This is a genomic window from Thermanaerothrix solaris, assembly GCF_032334255.1.
GTDB lineage: Bacteria > Chloroflexota > Anaerolineae > Anaerolineales > Anaerolineaceae > Thermanaerothrix > Thermanaerothrix solaris.
Genome location: NZ_JAUHMF010000001.1, coordinates 608,208 through 621,690, shown reverse-complemented (window position 1 = coordinate 621,690; position 13,483 = coordinate 608,208). Strand labels below are relative to the sequence as shown.

The 13,483-nt window shown below is 52.4% G+C and carries 11 protein-coding genes; 5 read left to right on the top strand and 6 right to left on the bottom strand.

The annotated features are described in order from the left end of the window. Nucleotides 1–5: 5 nt before the first annotated feature. The 4 genes from QYE77_RS02795 to QYE77_RS02780 form a co-directional block, all read right to left on the bottom strand. Nucleotides 6–1,511, bottom strand: coding sequence for a sugar ABC transporter ATP-binding protein (locus QYE77_RS02795; protein WP_315623830.1), 1,506 nt, complete (start codon nt 1,509–1,511; stop codon nt 6–8). A 5-nt stretch (nt 1,512–1,516) separates the two neighbouring features. Next, entirely contained in the window at nt 1,517–3,628 is a 2,112-nt protein-coding gene (locus QYE77_RS02790; RefSeq protein ID WP_315623829.1) for an ABC transporter substrate-binding protein, read from the bottom strand. A 110-nt stretch (nt 3,629–3,738) separates the two neighbouring features. After that, nucleotides 3,739–4,971, bottom strand: a complete 1,233-nt coding sequence (locus QYE77_RS02785) for an ROK family transcriptional regulator (protein WP_315623828.1) — start codon at nt 4,969–4,971, stop codon at nt 3,739–3,741. A gap of 174 nt (nt 4,972–5,145) precedes the next feature. Further along, nucleotides 5,146–6,348, bottom strand: a complete 1,203-nt coding sequence (locus QYE77_RS02780; protein ID WP_315623827.1) for a Gfo/Idh/MocA family protein — start codon at nt 6,346–6,348, stop codon at nt 5,146–5,148. A gap of 214 nt (nt 6,349–6,562) precedes the next feature. On the opposite strand from QYE77_RS02780, the gene QYE77_RS02775 reads away from it, so the two are divergent. After that, nucleotides 6,563–7,168 (top strand): thermonuclease family protein, encoded by a 606-nt coding sequence (locus QYE77_RS02775; RefSeq protein WP_315623826.1) that lies wholly within the window; start codon nt 6,563–6,565, stop codon nt 7,166–7,168. A 14-nt stretch (nt 7,169–7,182) separates the two neighbouring features. Here the strand turns inward: QYE77_RS02775 and QYE77_RS02770 are convergent, their stop codons facing one another. Next, nucleotides 7,183–7,794: a TetR/AcrR family transcriptional regulator gene (locus QYE77_RS02770; protein ID WP_315623825.1), complete on the bottom strand. Its 612-nt coding sequence runs from the start codon at nt 7,792–7,794 to the stop codon at nt 7,183–7,185. Nucleotides 7,795–7,872: 78 nt separating this feature from the next. On the opposite strand from QYE77_RS02770, the gene QYE77_RS02765 reads away from it, so the two are divergent. Both QYE77_RS02765 and QYE77_RS02760 read left to right on the top strand, forming a co-directional pair. Continuing rightward, on the top strand, nt 7,873–8,913 hold the full coding sequence (locus QYE77_RS02765) for an SDR family oxidoreductase (RefSeq protein WP_315623824.1): 1,041 nt from the start codon (nt 7,873–7,875) through the stop codon (nt 8,911–8,913). Between the two features lie 87 nt (nt 8,914–9,000). Then, nucleotides 9,001–9,480: an Lrp/AsnC family transcriptional regulator gene (locus tag QYE77_RS02760; protein WP_315623823.1), complete on the top strand. Its 480-nt coding sequence runs from the start codon at nt 9,001–9,003 to the stop codon at nt 9,478–9,480. 2 nt (nt 9,481–9,482) lie between these two features. On the opposite strand, the gene QYE77_RS02755 is transcribed toward QYE77_RS02760, so the two are convergent. Continuing rightward, nucleotides 9,483–10,724: a lamin tail domain-containing protein gene (locus QYE77_RS02755; protein WP_315623822.1), complete on the bottom strand. Its 1,242-nt coding sequence runs from the start codon at nt 10,722–10,724 to the stop codon at nt 9,483–9,485. Between the two features lie 250 nt (nt 10,725–10,974). On the opposite strand from QYE77_RS02755, the gene ptcA reads away from it, so the two are divergent. Together ptcA and QYE77_RS02745 are read left to right on the top strand one after the other, a co-directional pair. Beyond that, nucleotides 10,975–11,994: a putrescine carbamoyltransferase gene (ptcA, locus tag QYE77_RS02750; RefSeq protein WP_315623821.1), complete on the top strand. Its 1,020-nt coding sequence runs from the start codon at nt 10,975–10,977 to the stop codon at nt 11,992–11,994. A 53-nt stretch (nt 11,995–12,047) separates the two neighbouring features. Beyond that, on the top strand, nt 12,048–13,469 hold the full coding sequence (locus QYE77_RS02745) for an APC family permease (RefSeq protein ID WP_315623820.1): 1,422 nt from the start codon (nt 12,048–12,050) through the stop codon (nt 13,467–13,469). Nucleotides 13,470–13,483 lie beyond the last annotated feature (14 nt).

Sequence of the window (13,483 nt, the reverse complement as noted above, 5' to 3'; positions counted from 1 at the left end):
AACTCCTAGGTGCTGCTGCCCATAGCGGCAGCCACAAGTTCTGAATGCACCAGTCGCTCACCTGACAACTCGGCAGTGATCTTGCCGTCATGCAAGACTAACACTCGGTCACACAACCCCAATAACTCTTCATCATCGGTACTATAAAAGAGGATCGCCGTTCCTTCAGCGCGCAAGTCGGAGAGAATCTTATAAAATTCGCCCTTCGTGCCGACGTCAACCCCCTTCGTGGGGTCATCAAGCAGGAGAATCTGAGGACGGCGCAGGAGCCATTTTCCAAGTACCACTTTCTGGGCGTTACCGCCACTGAGTGTGTTGACCGGTTGATCTAAACCGGCCATGACTAACTTTAATCCTCCACCGGCAACGGCCATGGCATCAGCTTGGGCTTGCCGAATGCGGAGAGGGAATCCATAGTATTTCCAGGAAGGCAAAAGCAGGTTGTCCAATATAGACTGAATGGGGAGTAAGCCGGCCGTGTTGCGTTCCCCAGGAACATAGGCAATTTGGTGACGCATGGCATCTTGGGGACGGCGCAGGGTCGCCGGACGACCATAGAGATAGATTTGTCCTGTATAAGGTATGGCACCAAAGAGAGCGAGTAAAAGCTCCGTTTGTCCCTGGCCTTGCAATCCTCCCAAACCCACCAGTTCGCCGCGCCGAAGCACCAGGTTGATCGCGCGTAAGGTTGTGGTGGAGAGGGACTCGACGCGTAAGACCTCCTCTCCTGCTGCGTATGATTCGGAGCGTTTGCCGTTTGTGCGAGTGGCTACCCCCCCTTCAATCATTAGATTGATCAGCTCTTGTTTGCTGAGGTCGGAAATTGGTGCAGCAGCGACCGTGCGTCCGTTACGGAGAACAGTTACTCGATCTGCAATGCGGTAAATCTCATCCAAACGATGGGAGATAAAGACAATTGCCATACCCTGGCGTTTCCAATCCTGGATGAGATCAAACAGGCGATTAACCTGGCGCGAATCGAGCGAGGCTGTCGCTTCGTCTAGAAAAAGCACTGAGGGTTGCCAGGAGAGGGCTTTCAGAATTTCGACAATTTGTTTTTCTCCTGGAGAGAGGGCGGAAATTGGCAAATCAGGATCCAGGTGGTTATGGGTGGTGCCCTCGAAGAGCGCCAGGAGTTCTCGTGTGCGCTGGCGCATTTCGGCGTCGCGCAAAATGCCGCCGGCTCGTTCCCATTCATGCCCTAGCCAGATGTTTTCGGCAATGGTCATGCGCGGAACCAGTGAGAGTTCTTGATAAACAGCCACAATGCCCAATTCGCGCGCGGCATGGGGGGTGCGGAAGACCACCTCACGATCGTTGAGGAGTAGCCGCCCCCCATCAGGGGCGACTACTCCGGTTACGATCTTTCCCAGGGTGCTCTTCCCACTCCCATTGGCCCCTACCAGGGTCATCACCTCGCCAGGGTTTACTTCAAGATTGCCGTCGGCGAGGGCAACAACACCCCCATAGTGTTTGACCAAGTGTTGAGCGGAAAGCGACACCTTATTCATAGGGCTTATTTGAAGAACGCGCTGACTTCAAGATCGTTCATCACCGAATCCAGGGTGTACCAGTCGGTCTTATCTTTGACCATTTCGTAATAGGTTTCAAAGTTATCCTTGGTCACAACCCCAGGAATCGGTACGTAGAGTGTATTGCCCGCGGCGCCTTTGAGGATGCCGTCCTTAAGTTGTTTTCCCTGGAGCAATTTAACGGCGACGCGGAGGCCGGTCGCGCACTGGCCGGGCGGGTTGATAACGCCGATGGACTCGAAATCGGGTTTGGTCTGGAGGACTTCCTTCCAAGCCTGGAGGTAACCGGCGCGGGCTTCGCCGACCATAACCGGCCATTTGGCGGGGTTAGCGGCCTGGACAGCACGCAGGGCACCCAGTGCCACACCGTCCTGGGCCCAAACACCGTCAATGTTGGGGTAAGCGGCGAGCATGTCGGCCATCTTCTGCTGGCCGGTGGCCTGATCCCACTTACCTTCGACGCTGTTGAGGATGTTGATGCCGGCCTGTTGGAAGACCTCGGTAGCGGCCTTGACGCGGGCTTCATTGGCGGGGTGGCCGGTGATGCCGTTGATCATGACGACATTGCCCTTGCCGCCGAGTTTCTCGACCAGCCAGCGGGCGCTGATGCGAGCCCATTCGGCCTGATCAATGGCGACGTTGATGGCGCCCTTGGCGGAGACTTCCTGGTCTACGGAGACGACGAGGATGCCGGCATCAATGGCTTCCTGGAGGACGGCGTTGAGGCCGGCGGCATCGGAGGGGTTGACGATGATGGCGTCAACGCCTTTGTTCATGAGGTTGCGGATTTGCTGGATCTGGCCCTGGACATCGGTGTCGTAGGACTCAATGATGAGTTCGTTGGTGAGGCCCTGAGCCATGTATTCGGCGTTGACCTCCTGGAAGTCCTTGATCATCTGAGAACGCCATTCGCTGCCCACGAAGGGGTTGGAGATGCCAATGGTGAACTTCTTCGGAGCCGGGGCACCCTCAAAGAAGGCATCCACTTCGGCATCGCTTAGGATTGAATCCAGGGTGTACCAGTCGCTCTTGTCTTTGACGGTCTCGTAGATGGTATCAAAGTTGCGCTTGGTCACGATACCAGGGATCGGGACATAGATGGTGTTCCCGGCAGCGCCCTTCAGAATGTCGGAGCGCAGTTTCTTTCCCTGGAGCAATTTAACGGCGACGCGGAGGCCGGTCGCGCACTGGCCGGGCGGGTTGATAACGCCGATGGACTCGAAATCGGGTTTGGTCTGGAGGACTTCCTTCCAAGCCTGGAGGTAACCGGCGCGGGCTTCGCCGACCATAACCGGCCATTTGGCGGGGTTAGCGGCCTGGACAGCACGCAGGGCACCCAGTGCCACACCGTCCTGGGCCCAAACACCGTCAATGTTGGGGTAAGCGGCGAGCATGTCGGCCATCTTCTGCTGGCCGGTGGCCTGATCCCACTTACCTTCGACGCTGTTGAGGATGTTGATGCCGGCCTGTTGGAAGACCTCGGTAGCGGCCTTGACGCGGGCTTCATTGGCGGGGTGGCCGGTGATGCCGTTGATCATGACGACATTGCCCTTGCCGCCGAGTTTCTCGACCAGCCAGCGGGCGCTGATGCGAGCCCATTCGGCCTGATCAATGGCGACGTTGATGGCGCCCTTGGCGGAGACTTCCTGGTCTACGGAGACGACGAGGATGCCGGCATCAATGGCTTCCTGGAGGACGGCGTTGAGGCCGGCGGCATCGGAGGGGTTGACGATGATGGCGTCAACGCCTTTGTTCATGAGGTTGCGGATTTGCTGGATCTGGCCCTGGACATCGGTGTCGTAGGACTCAATGATGAGTTCGTTGGTGAGGCCCTGAGCCATGTATTCGGCGTTGACCTCCTGAAGGTCTTTGATCATCTGAGAACGCCATTCGCTGCCCACAAAGGGGTTAGAAACGCCGATGGTGAACTTTTTGGTGGGTTGTGCCCCGCCGCTAGGGGGTTGGGTAGCGGGTTGTTCACCTGCGGGCTGGGTAGGGGCTGCCGTGGGTTGTCCACCGCACGCCGTTAGCACCATTGCCAGGATGACCAACAGACTAGCCAACCAAATGAGGGGACGGTACTTTCGTTCAGACATGTCTCACTCCTCCTTGCAGAACCTATGAAGTGGAATTGAGAAACAGGGGGACATCGGAAAAGCTTCGTGGAAGTTGGTTAGGAACTGAAACCACCTCCTTTCGGTTGAGATCACTCATCATCTTCAAAGCCTGGTGTGGTAGACGTGGTGAAAATGTGTTCCAGGGCCAGGTATATCGCACCATAAATTCCGGCTTCGCCACGCAGGGAGTTATATTCAATCCGCAGGTCTCGCGTGGAAAGGGGTAACGATCGGGCAAGCACGGCTTGACGAATCGAGGAAAGCAACTGATAACCAATATTGCTGACGCCGCCACCGATTAAGATAAGGCTGGGGTTGAAGAAATTCACCACCCCAGCCAACATTTCACCAATTAATTTGCCCGATTCTTGGATTAAGCCGATGGAAATCCGGTCCCCGCGGGCAGCAGCAATGCCAACATCCTTAGCGGTCAGAACGCCGTTGTTGCTCTCCATTAACTGTTGCAAAATCGGGCTGCGCCCTTCTTGAGCCGCCTGCATGGCTTTGGCGGCAATAGCCGGACCAGCGGCCATCGCTTCCACACACCCGCGGTTGCCGCAATGACAGATAGGGCCATTATAATCTACGCAAATGTGTCCGACGTCACCTGCGCACCCGCTGCTACCACGATAGATCTTGCCCTGACATACGATCCCACAACCAATGCCGGTGCCGATTTTGATGAAGATGAAATTCTGTGCGTTGATGTTCTTACCCCGCCGTAGTTCACCCAATGCCATAACGTTGACATCATTATCCACAATGACAATGGCCTGGGTGAAAACACGATTGAAATACTCACGAATGGGAAAGGCCTCCCAACCCGGCATGATCGGTGGAGCGATAAGAAGGCCCGTTGAGAACTCGACTGGTCCCGGAACACCGATGCCAATGCCGTGAATCTGTTCGGGGGCAAGTCCCGCCTCCTGAAGCATGATCAACATTTGATCCTTGATCATGCCCAGTAGGACATCGGGCCCGTCTCGCACGTCGGCAGGAGTATCGAAACGGGAAAGAATACGACCAGTGAAATCGGAAAGCGCAATGTCTACACTCGTCGCTCCGACGTCAACGCCAAATATATAGCCGATATTAGATGCGAAATTGAGCAGCCGCGCCCGACGGCCACCGCGTGACTCATCGTCCCCTACTTCTTCGAGGATACCACGCTCGAGCAGGCTTTGCACGGCGGCGCCGATTTTGGCGCGAGAATAGCCTGTGCGCCAGGCCAATTCGGTGCGGCTGAGCGCACCATGCTGGCTGAGCAGATCTACAATCATTTTCTCGGCGCGGCTAAGAATATAAGGGGAAGGTTGGGACATGAGCACAACCTGGCGCAGGAATGGTATTTTGATTATAGCAAATTCAACTTTGTAAGTAAAGTAGCAAAAGTATTAATTTTTCAAACTCTCTTTGGATAAGTTCTATAATTGTATGATTTGTTTGACAACCGGCAGAGTTTCTTTTGGAAAGAACTCTGCCGGTTGTCGTGTTCCTCAGTTCGCCGGGGGCACGATTTTTTGGGTGATCTCACCGCTTTGCTTGTGGCGCAAAATGTATTTGAGACTGCCGTCGGGCATTTTCTCGGTCTTAATAATCCAGTGCTCAGGATCATATTCGGCTAGGACCTGCTGCGCTTCACCTTGCCCTCCACCGCGCCATTCTTTCAATAGAATTGGTTCCCATTGTTTGCTTTGAACAGAACGGTAGCATGCGTCCATGATGGCGTTCACCACGTAGCCATCATAAAACGTCTCCATCGGGGCGCGGTTCTGATCTAGAGCGTTGAGTTGATCGAGGAACATATGTACGTACCCCAGTGCACCGATTTCATCACCGACGGGGAAGAGCCATCCGGTTGTTCCTTCGGCCTTTTCGGCCACGTAGCCCTGAGGGCCAACTGCAGTGAAAAGTTCAAAGCCGGTCCGCAGCCAATGGTTGAGCCAGATCGTTCCTTGAGTACCGGCCACCTCATCACGCAAATCCATGCCACCACGGAAGTTCCAGGCAACCTCGAATTGCCCAATAGCGCCGTTTTCATAACGAATTAAACCAATAGCGTGGTCTTCGGCCTCAATCGGATGCACCTGGGTATCGGCCCAACACATTGCCTCGACGGGACGAACTTCCTTTCCGATGAAGTTGCGGCCGATTTCAATGCAGTGGCAGCCCATGTCAATTAATGCCCCACCTCCGGAAAATTCCTTTTTCCAAAACCAATCGCTGTGGGGACCACCATGGGTCTCGCGAGAGCGTGCCCATAATACTTTACCCAAAGCGCCTTGACGTACGGCTTCCAGGGCTTTGAGGGTTTTCGGGGTGTACACTAAATCTTCCAAGTAACCGTGAAATACCCCTGCTTTTTCTACTGCTTCTAACATTTCCCAGGCTTCTTCGGCAGTGCGCGCAAGGGGCTTGGTGCAAAGAACGGCCTTTTGGGCTTCAGCGGCAAGCAGCGTGGCCTCCTTATGAAGGTGATTGGGTAATCCGATGACGACAACATCGGTTTCGGGGTCGCGGATAGCCTCAGCAAGATCAGTGGTCCAACGCTGAATGTGCCATTTTTCGGCAAACTTGCGCGCATTTTCGGGGGAACGCGAATAGACCACTTTGATCTCGTCACGATTGCGCATCCCGATTAGGCTGGCGGCATAAAACTGACCTATTAGGCCGGTTCCGAGGAGGGTAATTTTATGCATGGGGCACTCCTTTGATTTTGATTAAGGAAAAGGGAGAATTGAGAGTAATTGGATGGGATCACTTTATAATGTTATACTGACCGAATGTTCGAACATTACAAATTAAAACCATTATAGAAAACTTAGAAGGGTGTGTCAATCGGCGAATCGGTATAATTCTAAAAACAGCAATACAACCAGAGCCTATCTCTAATATTTTTACCCAGAGGTTGATGTGTCCAAATGTGTTTCTTCTCACTCTGTCTGGAGTCGCCCACCATTACCGCTAACCTTGCTAACCATCGTACTGGTGTTGTTTTTGCTTATTCTGGTTAAGACCTTGGCACCTAAAGGAAATTTACCCTTGGGTGAGGCTACTACTACACCACGACCCATCCCTCTATTCACCGATTCTAGCGCATTAGCCTGTTTGCCTACAAACACGATCCGAGAACAAGGTAAAGTCGTCAGAGTCGTTGACGGAGATACGGTTGAGGTCGAAATAAATGGATCGTTATTTAACGTGCGTTATATCGGAATAGACACTCCTGAAAGTACGATACGGATTGAATACTTCGGTGAAGAGGCAGCGGCGCGTAATCAGGCATTGGTGGACGGGCGGGAGGTCACCTTAATCAAAGACGTAAGTGAAACCGATCGCTATGGCCGCCTTCTGCGTTATGTTTTGGTTGGCGAGATATTTATTAATTACGAATTAGTACGCGGTGGTTATGCTAACGCTTTGCGTTACCCGCCGGATGTGGCCTGTGCCGAGGTATTTCATATGGCGGAGCACAAGGCGCGGGAAGAAGGATTGGGTCTTTGGGCACCAAGGCCCTAATAAGTGGTACGCTTTCAGGGAGTTGTGGCAGGATCTGGGGCCATAAGACTAAGCACCCAGCGAAACGCAGCCGGAGCGGCTTCCTCCCAGTTGACGCTTTCGTGATCCATTAGCCCTTGCAAAAGCAGACCTAAAGCCAAAGAGACCATAGCCACAGCGGCGAGACTGGGATCTGCGGTGCAAAGGGAACCCTCATTCATCCCTTGGAGATAAAGGTTAGCGAAAAAGGCGCGATAGCGCCGGTAAGGCTCAATAGTGGCTTGCCAAACCACCGGATCGCGAGCGGCTTGCAGCCAGAATTCGAGAAACATGGGTAAGTAGTCGCGCCCCTGAGTTAACCCAGCCTTTAGCAAATCAGCCATAGCATACAGGCTTTGGGCAACGTTGTTCCCAAGGTAACGATCGGGGTTTAGATATTGGTCGAGTTGAGACAGCCAATCTTCCAAGAGGGCAAGAAAAAGGGCGTGTTTGGTCGGAAAGTGGTAGAAAAAAGCGCCTTTGGTTACTCCGGCACGTTGGCAAATTTCGGCGACACTGGTAGCCTGGTAACCCTGACTGGCGAAAGTTTCCTGGGCAGCCTCTAAAATTCGTCGTCGTGTTTCTTCAGCGCGTTCCTGTTTGGGCATGGTGAATCTCCTTGACGGGTGAGGTTAATCTATTAAAATTATACCAACTGGTCGGTATTTAAGAAAGAGGAGGTCGAGATGACTATTCTGGTAACCGGTGCTACCGGGCATTTGGGCAACGTCTTGGTGCGAAACTTAGTCGCTCGGGGTGAGCGCGTGCGGGCACTGGTCTTGCGGGGTGAAAGTTTATTGCCTCTAGAAGGGATGCCGGTTGAGGTAGTGCCTGGGGACGTTTTGGATGAGGATATCCTGCGCTTTGCCATGCAGGGGGTGGATTGTGTCTTTCATCTGGCGAGTCTAATCGCCATTCGCCCGGGCATGGACGAGAAGGTATGGCGGGTCAACGTAGAAGGCACGCAGAACGTGATTCGTGCAGCGTTGGTTACAGGGGTGAAGCGGCTGGTTTATACCAGTTCCATTCACGCATTGAAGCGCCCGCAGGCAGGGGAGACGGTGGATGAGCGACTGCCGTTTGATCCGGAAAATCCGGCGGGGATTTATGATCGTTCAAAAGCGGCTGCTTCACTTTTGGTTCGGCAAGCCACACGTGAAGGTTTAGATGGGGTTATCGTTTGCCCGACTGGAATTATCGGTCCGTATGATTTTCTGGGTTCAGAAATGGGCGGCTTGGTGCGACAAGCCATGCGTCAACGCCTTATGCTTGCTGTAGAAGGTGGGTTTGATTTTGTGGATGTGCGAGATGTTGCCCAGGGGCTTATTCTGGCCGCGGAAAAGGGGAAGCGAGGTGAAGTTTATTTGCTTTCAGGTACCTGGATCGAGATTAAAGAATTAATAGTCAAGGTAGGTGATCTAATTGGACGCTCAATCAAGGTGATGACGTCTCCTCGCGATTTGGCAATTCGCATAGCCAATATAAACTTGATGATAGCACGTTGGTTTAATTTGCGCCCTCGTTTTACCCCCTATGCGATTGAAACGGTCAGCGATTCCTTTCGGGTATCTTCAGCCAAAGCGCGAGAACATCTGGGATATCAAACGCGGGATATTGAAGAAACCCTGCGCGATACGGTGGCTTGGTGGCGGCTTTGGCAGAAACGGACATCTCAATGGTCGCTTCTGCTGGGGCGGGGGTTGATTGAGGCACCGCAATTTCAGTAATTAGGTCAAAGTCCCCTCTTGCGTTTCCAAAACGGAAATGCTATAGTATCCAACGTGGTTGGAATCCGCAAGAGGTGAAGAAATTAAATGCGCCGTCATTCTTTTGACCTGGTTGATTATCAGATTCTGCAAGAATTACAGGTGGATGCCCGAAAGCCGGCCGCCGAGATTGCGCGCAAACTGGGTTTGAACGAACGCACAGTACGCAACCGCATTGACCGTATGGTCGAGGCAGGAGCGATTCGCTTAACCTGTATTGTGGATCCCAACTACTTTGGTTATGTGATTACAGCGGATATTTTCCTGGAAGTGGATCTTGACCGGGAACAAGCCGTCATAGAAGCCTTGCTGGCGATGCCCGAGGTATCGTATTTGGCATTTGGTCAGGGTACCCAGGATCTCTCGATTGAGGTACGATTTAAAAATAACGAACAACTACGTGAATTCCTGCGCAGCGGGCTACCTGCTATACCTGGGGTGCACGTGAAGGGTTACGCGCTCGTGCCGCGCATCTTGCGCAATATTGATGAATGGATGCCTCCCCCGGAGGATTTTACTGCGGAATAGCACTAGGGAGGATAACAGTAGGTTGAGATTAATCCCCCGTTATGATCCTTCAAGTACGCACAATCCCCGTCGTTATTCCAAACAGCCTGGTTGCGTCCCCAGTATAAATTCTGGCTATCATTTGAGCCGGCTTTCGTCCAGACCTTCACAAATTGACCACTACCGATGAGAAATTCGGGGAAGGTAAAGGTATTGCCGGCTTGGTCAGATAACGTCCAGTTAGTTAGAGCCTGGGTGTTTTCACCTTGATTTTGGATCTCAACATATTCACCTTGAACATCATCACCAGGTGGGTTGTACTCGATATGGGTGATCCTAACCTGGGGAGGAGGTGGGGAAGGAAGAGTTATTGGGGTGGGGGTTGGGGGAGGAGAGGAAAATTCTCTCAGGATTAAGGGTAGAAATACCGCATATGTAGCCTGAGCCGTCCAAAAGCTATTGCCATCACTATACAGGATAATGGTGCCGATTTGGTCGGTGCGCAGTATTTGGGCACCGCTGGCGGCCAAGCGATCTAAGGTTTCAGGTGCAGGATGACCGTAGGAGTTATCACCGACCGAGATGACCGCGAGGGTGGGTTGCACGGTGGCCAGAAAGTTCTCGCCCGTGCTGTATTTGCTTCCATGGTGCGCTACCTTGAGCACCTGTGCCTGAAGGGGTAGATCGTTGGCCATCAGCGTGGTTTCAGCAGTGGTACTGATATCGCCTGTGAGCAGGATAGCGATTTGCCCATGCACGGCTCGGATGACCACGGAATCTTCATTATCATCGCCGCTCAGAATGGGCTGAGGATTTAAGACTTGCAAGTTGATTAACACTGCGTTGAGGCTTTGCCCAGCGACCAGCGGGGTGGGAGTCAAGCCACGTTTGACGAGCTCGGCGGTGAGGGTTTGGCAGATGGAGGTTGAGCACGGGAGCCCATTATCGGCCACGGCTTCGATGGTATAGGTGGAACGTAAAACTGAGACCAAGCCACCGATGTGGTCTGAGTCGCTGTGGGTGATAATGAGCAAGTCAAGATCGTCAATGCCTTGGTTTTGTAAATAGGCCACGACTGTTGGACCAGCCGCTAACCGTCCACCATCAATGAGAACATCGTATTGATCTTCCCCATGGAGCCAGATGCTATCGCCCTGGCCGACATTGATAAAAGCGACACGTATCCATCCGGGTCCTTGAGCGGAAACGATGCTTGTCCCAATGGATGCAATTAGCAAAGTGGCCGCTAAAAGGATGCGACCCAAGGATAAAGGAACCAATCTATGAATTTTTTTGGCGTGGTGAAAAATCATAAGTTAATTTTGCCGTGATAATGACTAAAGTGGTAACGACTTGGGGGATCAATTTTCACTGAGCAGCGATATTAGTCACTTTGGGTTGTGATAATGATCATAAAAATTCCGATATGGCTTGAATTACATGGTTAAATGTGCTATTATTAGTATGTAAACGGAAATAAATAATTCCGATACGGAATATTTAAGAGAGGCGCATATGACTTTACGACACTTTATTGACACCCAGGATTTTTCCAAAGAGGAGTTACTCGATTTGATCAGTCTGACCCGATTGATCAAAGAGGCCGATAAGCAGGGTTGTACGCCCAAATTACTCAAAGATGCCAGCCTGGCGATGATTTTTGAGGAACCATCAACGCGCACCCGCGTCTCATTCGAGGTGGCAATGACAGAGCTGGGTGGGCATGCTCTCTATCTAAAGCCGGGTGAGATTCACCTGGGTGTGCGTGAGTCTTTGGTAGATACGGCGCGGGTGCTTTCGCGCATGGTGGATGTGATCATGGCGCGCACATTGAAGCACGAGACCATTGTGGGTCTGGCCCAGGCGGCGACGGTGCCGGTCATCAACGGTTTAACCGACTACAACCATCCGACGCAGGTGGTATGTGATGTGTTGACGATGATGGAGCACATGCCGGAAGGTAAGCGCTTAGAAGATCTGCATGTGACTTTTATCGGCGATGCCACCAATGTTCTTTCCTCCCTGATGCTGATTTGCACTCGGTTGGGAATGCATTTTACCCATGCGGCGCCGAAACGCTACCAGCCCCCCGAGGCGTGGGTCAAGACGGCTTTAGAGAATTGCCGAGAGTCGGGGGGGACCTTACGTATTACCGAAGATCCCGTTGAAGCCGTCAAGGACGCCGATTTTATTTACACCGATCTATGGTGGTGGGTGGGCCAGGAAGCCGAAATTCCAGAACGCAGCAAAGCCTTTATGCCTCGCTATCAGGTCAATATGGATCTGCTCAAGCATGCACCAGCCCACTGCAAATTTATGCATTGTTTGCCGGCTTCGCGAGGGGTGGAGGTAACGGATGAGGTGATGGATTCTGAGCGCTCGATCATTTACGATCAGGCTGAAAATCGGCTACACACCGAAAAGGGAATTCTGGTGTGGTTGGTGTATCCGCGATTGAAGCGCCCCAGCGCTGAGTTGGAGGCTTACCACAGCGGGCGGATTCAGGCGTTCTTAGCGGAGCGGATGGGCGTTTGATGCCCATCCCTCTCTTTTGTTCTTTGATAAATCCACCTTTGGGGAGGAATATCATGACAGGAGAAAAACAATTAGAAAAATCAGGGGGGTTCAAGAAGACCTTAAGGCGCTTTGACATGATTTTGTTCACCGTAGCCGCTATTTTGGTTGTGGATACGTTAGCGCCAGCGGCGGCCATTGGTCCTTCGGCAGTCTCTTGGTGGATCATCACACTCATCTTCTTTTTTATCCCTTACGGGCTCATTACTGCCGAGTTGGGTTCCACCTATCCTGAGCAGGGAGGAATTTACGCCTGGGTGCGGCGAGCTTTTGGGGAAACCTGGGCGGCGCGGGTCACCTGGCTTTACTGGGTGAATGTGGCTCTATGGATGCCCTCTGTCTATATCCTATTTGCCGGTATGTTCGCGCAAATGTTTTTCCCGGATCTGCCGCTGTGGGGACAGATTGGAATTGGAATTCTAATGACCTGGATCACGGTTGGTATCGGAATTATTGCGCTAGATGTCGGTAAGTGGGTGCCCAATATAGGGGCAATTTTGAAGATCACGATTATCCTGGTTATTGGTTTGGGAGCGTTCTATTATGCCTCGCAGCACGGAGTGGCAAATGACCTTTCCTTCCGTGCGCTGCTCCCAACGTGGGATGCGGGGTTGGCGTTTTTGCCCGTGATTGTGTTCAATTTTATGGGTTTTGAATTAATGTCCGGAGCAGGCGAAGAAATGGAAAATCCGCAACGGGATGTTCCTATTGCGATCATTACAGCCGGTGTGCTCATTGCCTTTTTCTATCTGCTGGGAACACTGGGGATGTTAATGGCGTTGCCACTGGAACAATTGGGGTTAATTTCTGGCATCATTGACACCTTGCGGGTGTTGCTCGGTAATAGTGCTTTGGGTGAGGGTTTGGTGACACTTCTAGGGGTCGGTGCCCTATACACTTTTCTGACCAACATGGTGGTGTGGACGATGGGGGCGAATCGCAGTGCTGCCGAAGCAGCAAATGAAGGTGTTCTGCCGGAAGTGTTTGGTTACCTTCATCCAACCAATAAAACCCCGCTTGGGGCTTATCTTATCACTGGAATCATCTCAACCGCAGTGATCATCCTTTATGGTTTCTTTGCGAACACGGCGGAGGATCTGTTTTGGAGCCTGTTTGCGTTTAGTTCGATCGTTTTTCTGCTCCCCTACCTGGTCATGTTCCCGGCATTTTTGAAACTGCGTTTGACCGATCATGCAACGTTTCGTCCTTATCAAGTGCCCGGGGGTGCTTCAGTGGCATGGATTTTTACGGTGTTGTGTGAGATTTTTATCGCCCAGGCGATTCTATTTTTCGTGTGGGTGCCTGGGCAACCGGTTGACTGGACGTTTGCGATCCCTGTTCTAGGAGGGGTTTTGATCACCTTGGTTATCGGAGAGGTGTTGGTGGCACGACGCCAACGTTTACTTCATGCTGAACCTGCCAGTGAAACCAAGTAATAAAACAGCATCTA

What these genes read in the sequence shown, in the direction of transcription:
- QYE77_RS02795 (WP_315623830.1), bottom strand. Translation starts at nt 1,511, where the DNA reads ATGAATAAGGTGTCGCTTTCCGCTCAACACTTGGTCAAACACTATGGG.
- QYE77_RS02790 (WP_315623829.1), bottom strand. Translation starts at nt 3,628, where the DNA reads ATGTCTGAACGAAAGTACCGTCCCCTCATTTGGTTGGCTAGTCTGTTG.
- QYE77_RS02785 (WP_315623828.1), bottom strand. Translation starts at nt 4,971, where the DNA reads ATGTCCCAACCTTCCCCTTATATTCTTAGCCGCGCCGAGAAAATGATT.
- QYE77_RS02780 (WP_315623827.1), bottom strand. Translation starts at nt 6,348, where the DNA reads ATGCATAAAATTACCCTCCTCGGAACCGGCCTAATAGGTCAGTTTTAT.
- QYE77_RS02770 (WP_315623825.1), bottom strand. Translation starts at nt 7,794, where the DNA reads ATGCCCAAACAGGAACGCGCTGAAGAAACACGACGACGAATTTTAGAG.
- QYE77_RS02765 (WP_315623824.1), top strand. Translation starts at nt 7,873, where the DNA reads ATGACTATTCTGGTAACCGGTGCTACCGGGCATTTGGGCAACGTCTTG.
- QYE77_RS02760 (WP_315623823.1), top strand. Translation starts at nt 9,001, where the DNA reads ATGCGCCGTCATTCTTTTGACCTGGTTGATTATCAGATTCTGCAAGAA.
- ptcA (WP_315623821.1), top strand. Translation starts at nt 10,975, where the DNA reads ATGACTTTACGACACTTTATTGACACCCAGGATTTTTCCAAAGAGGAG.
- QYE77_RS02745 (WP_315623820.1), top strand. Translation starts at nt 12,048, where the DNA reads ATGACAGGAGAAAAACAATTAGAAAAATCAGGGGGGTTCAAGAAGACC.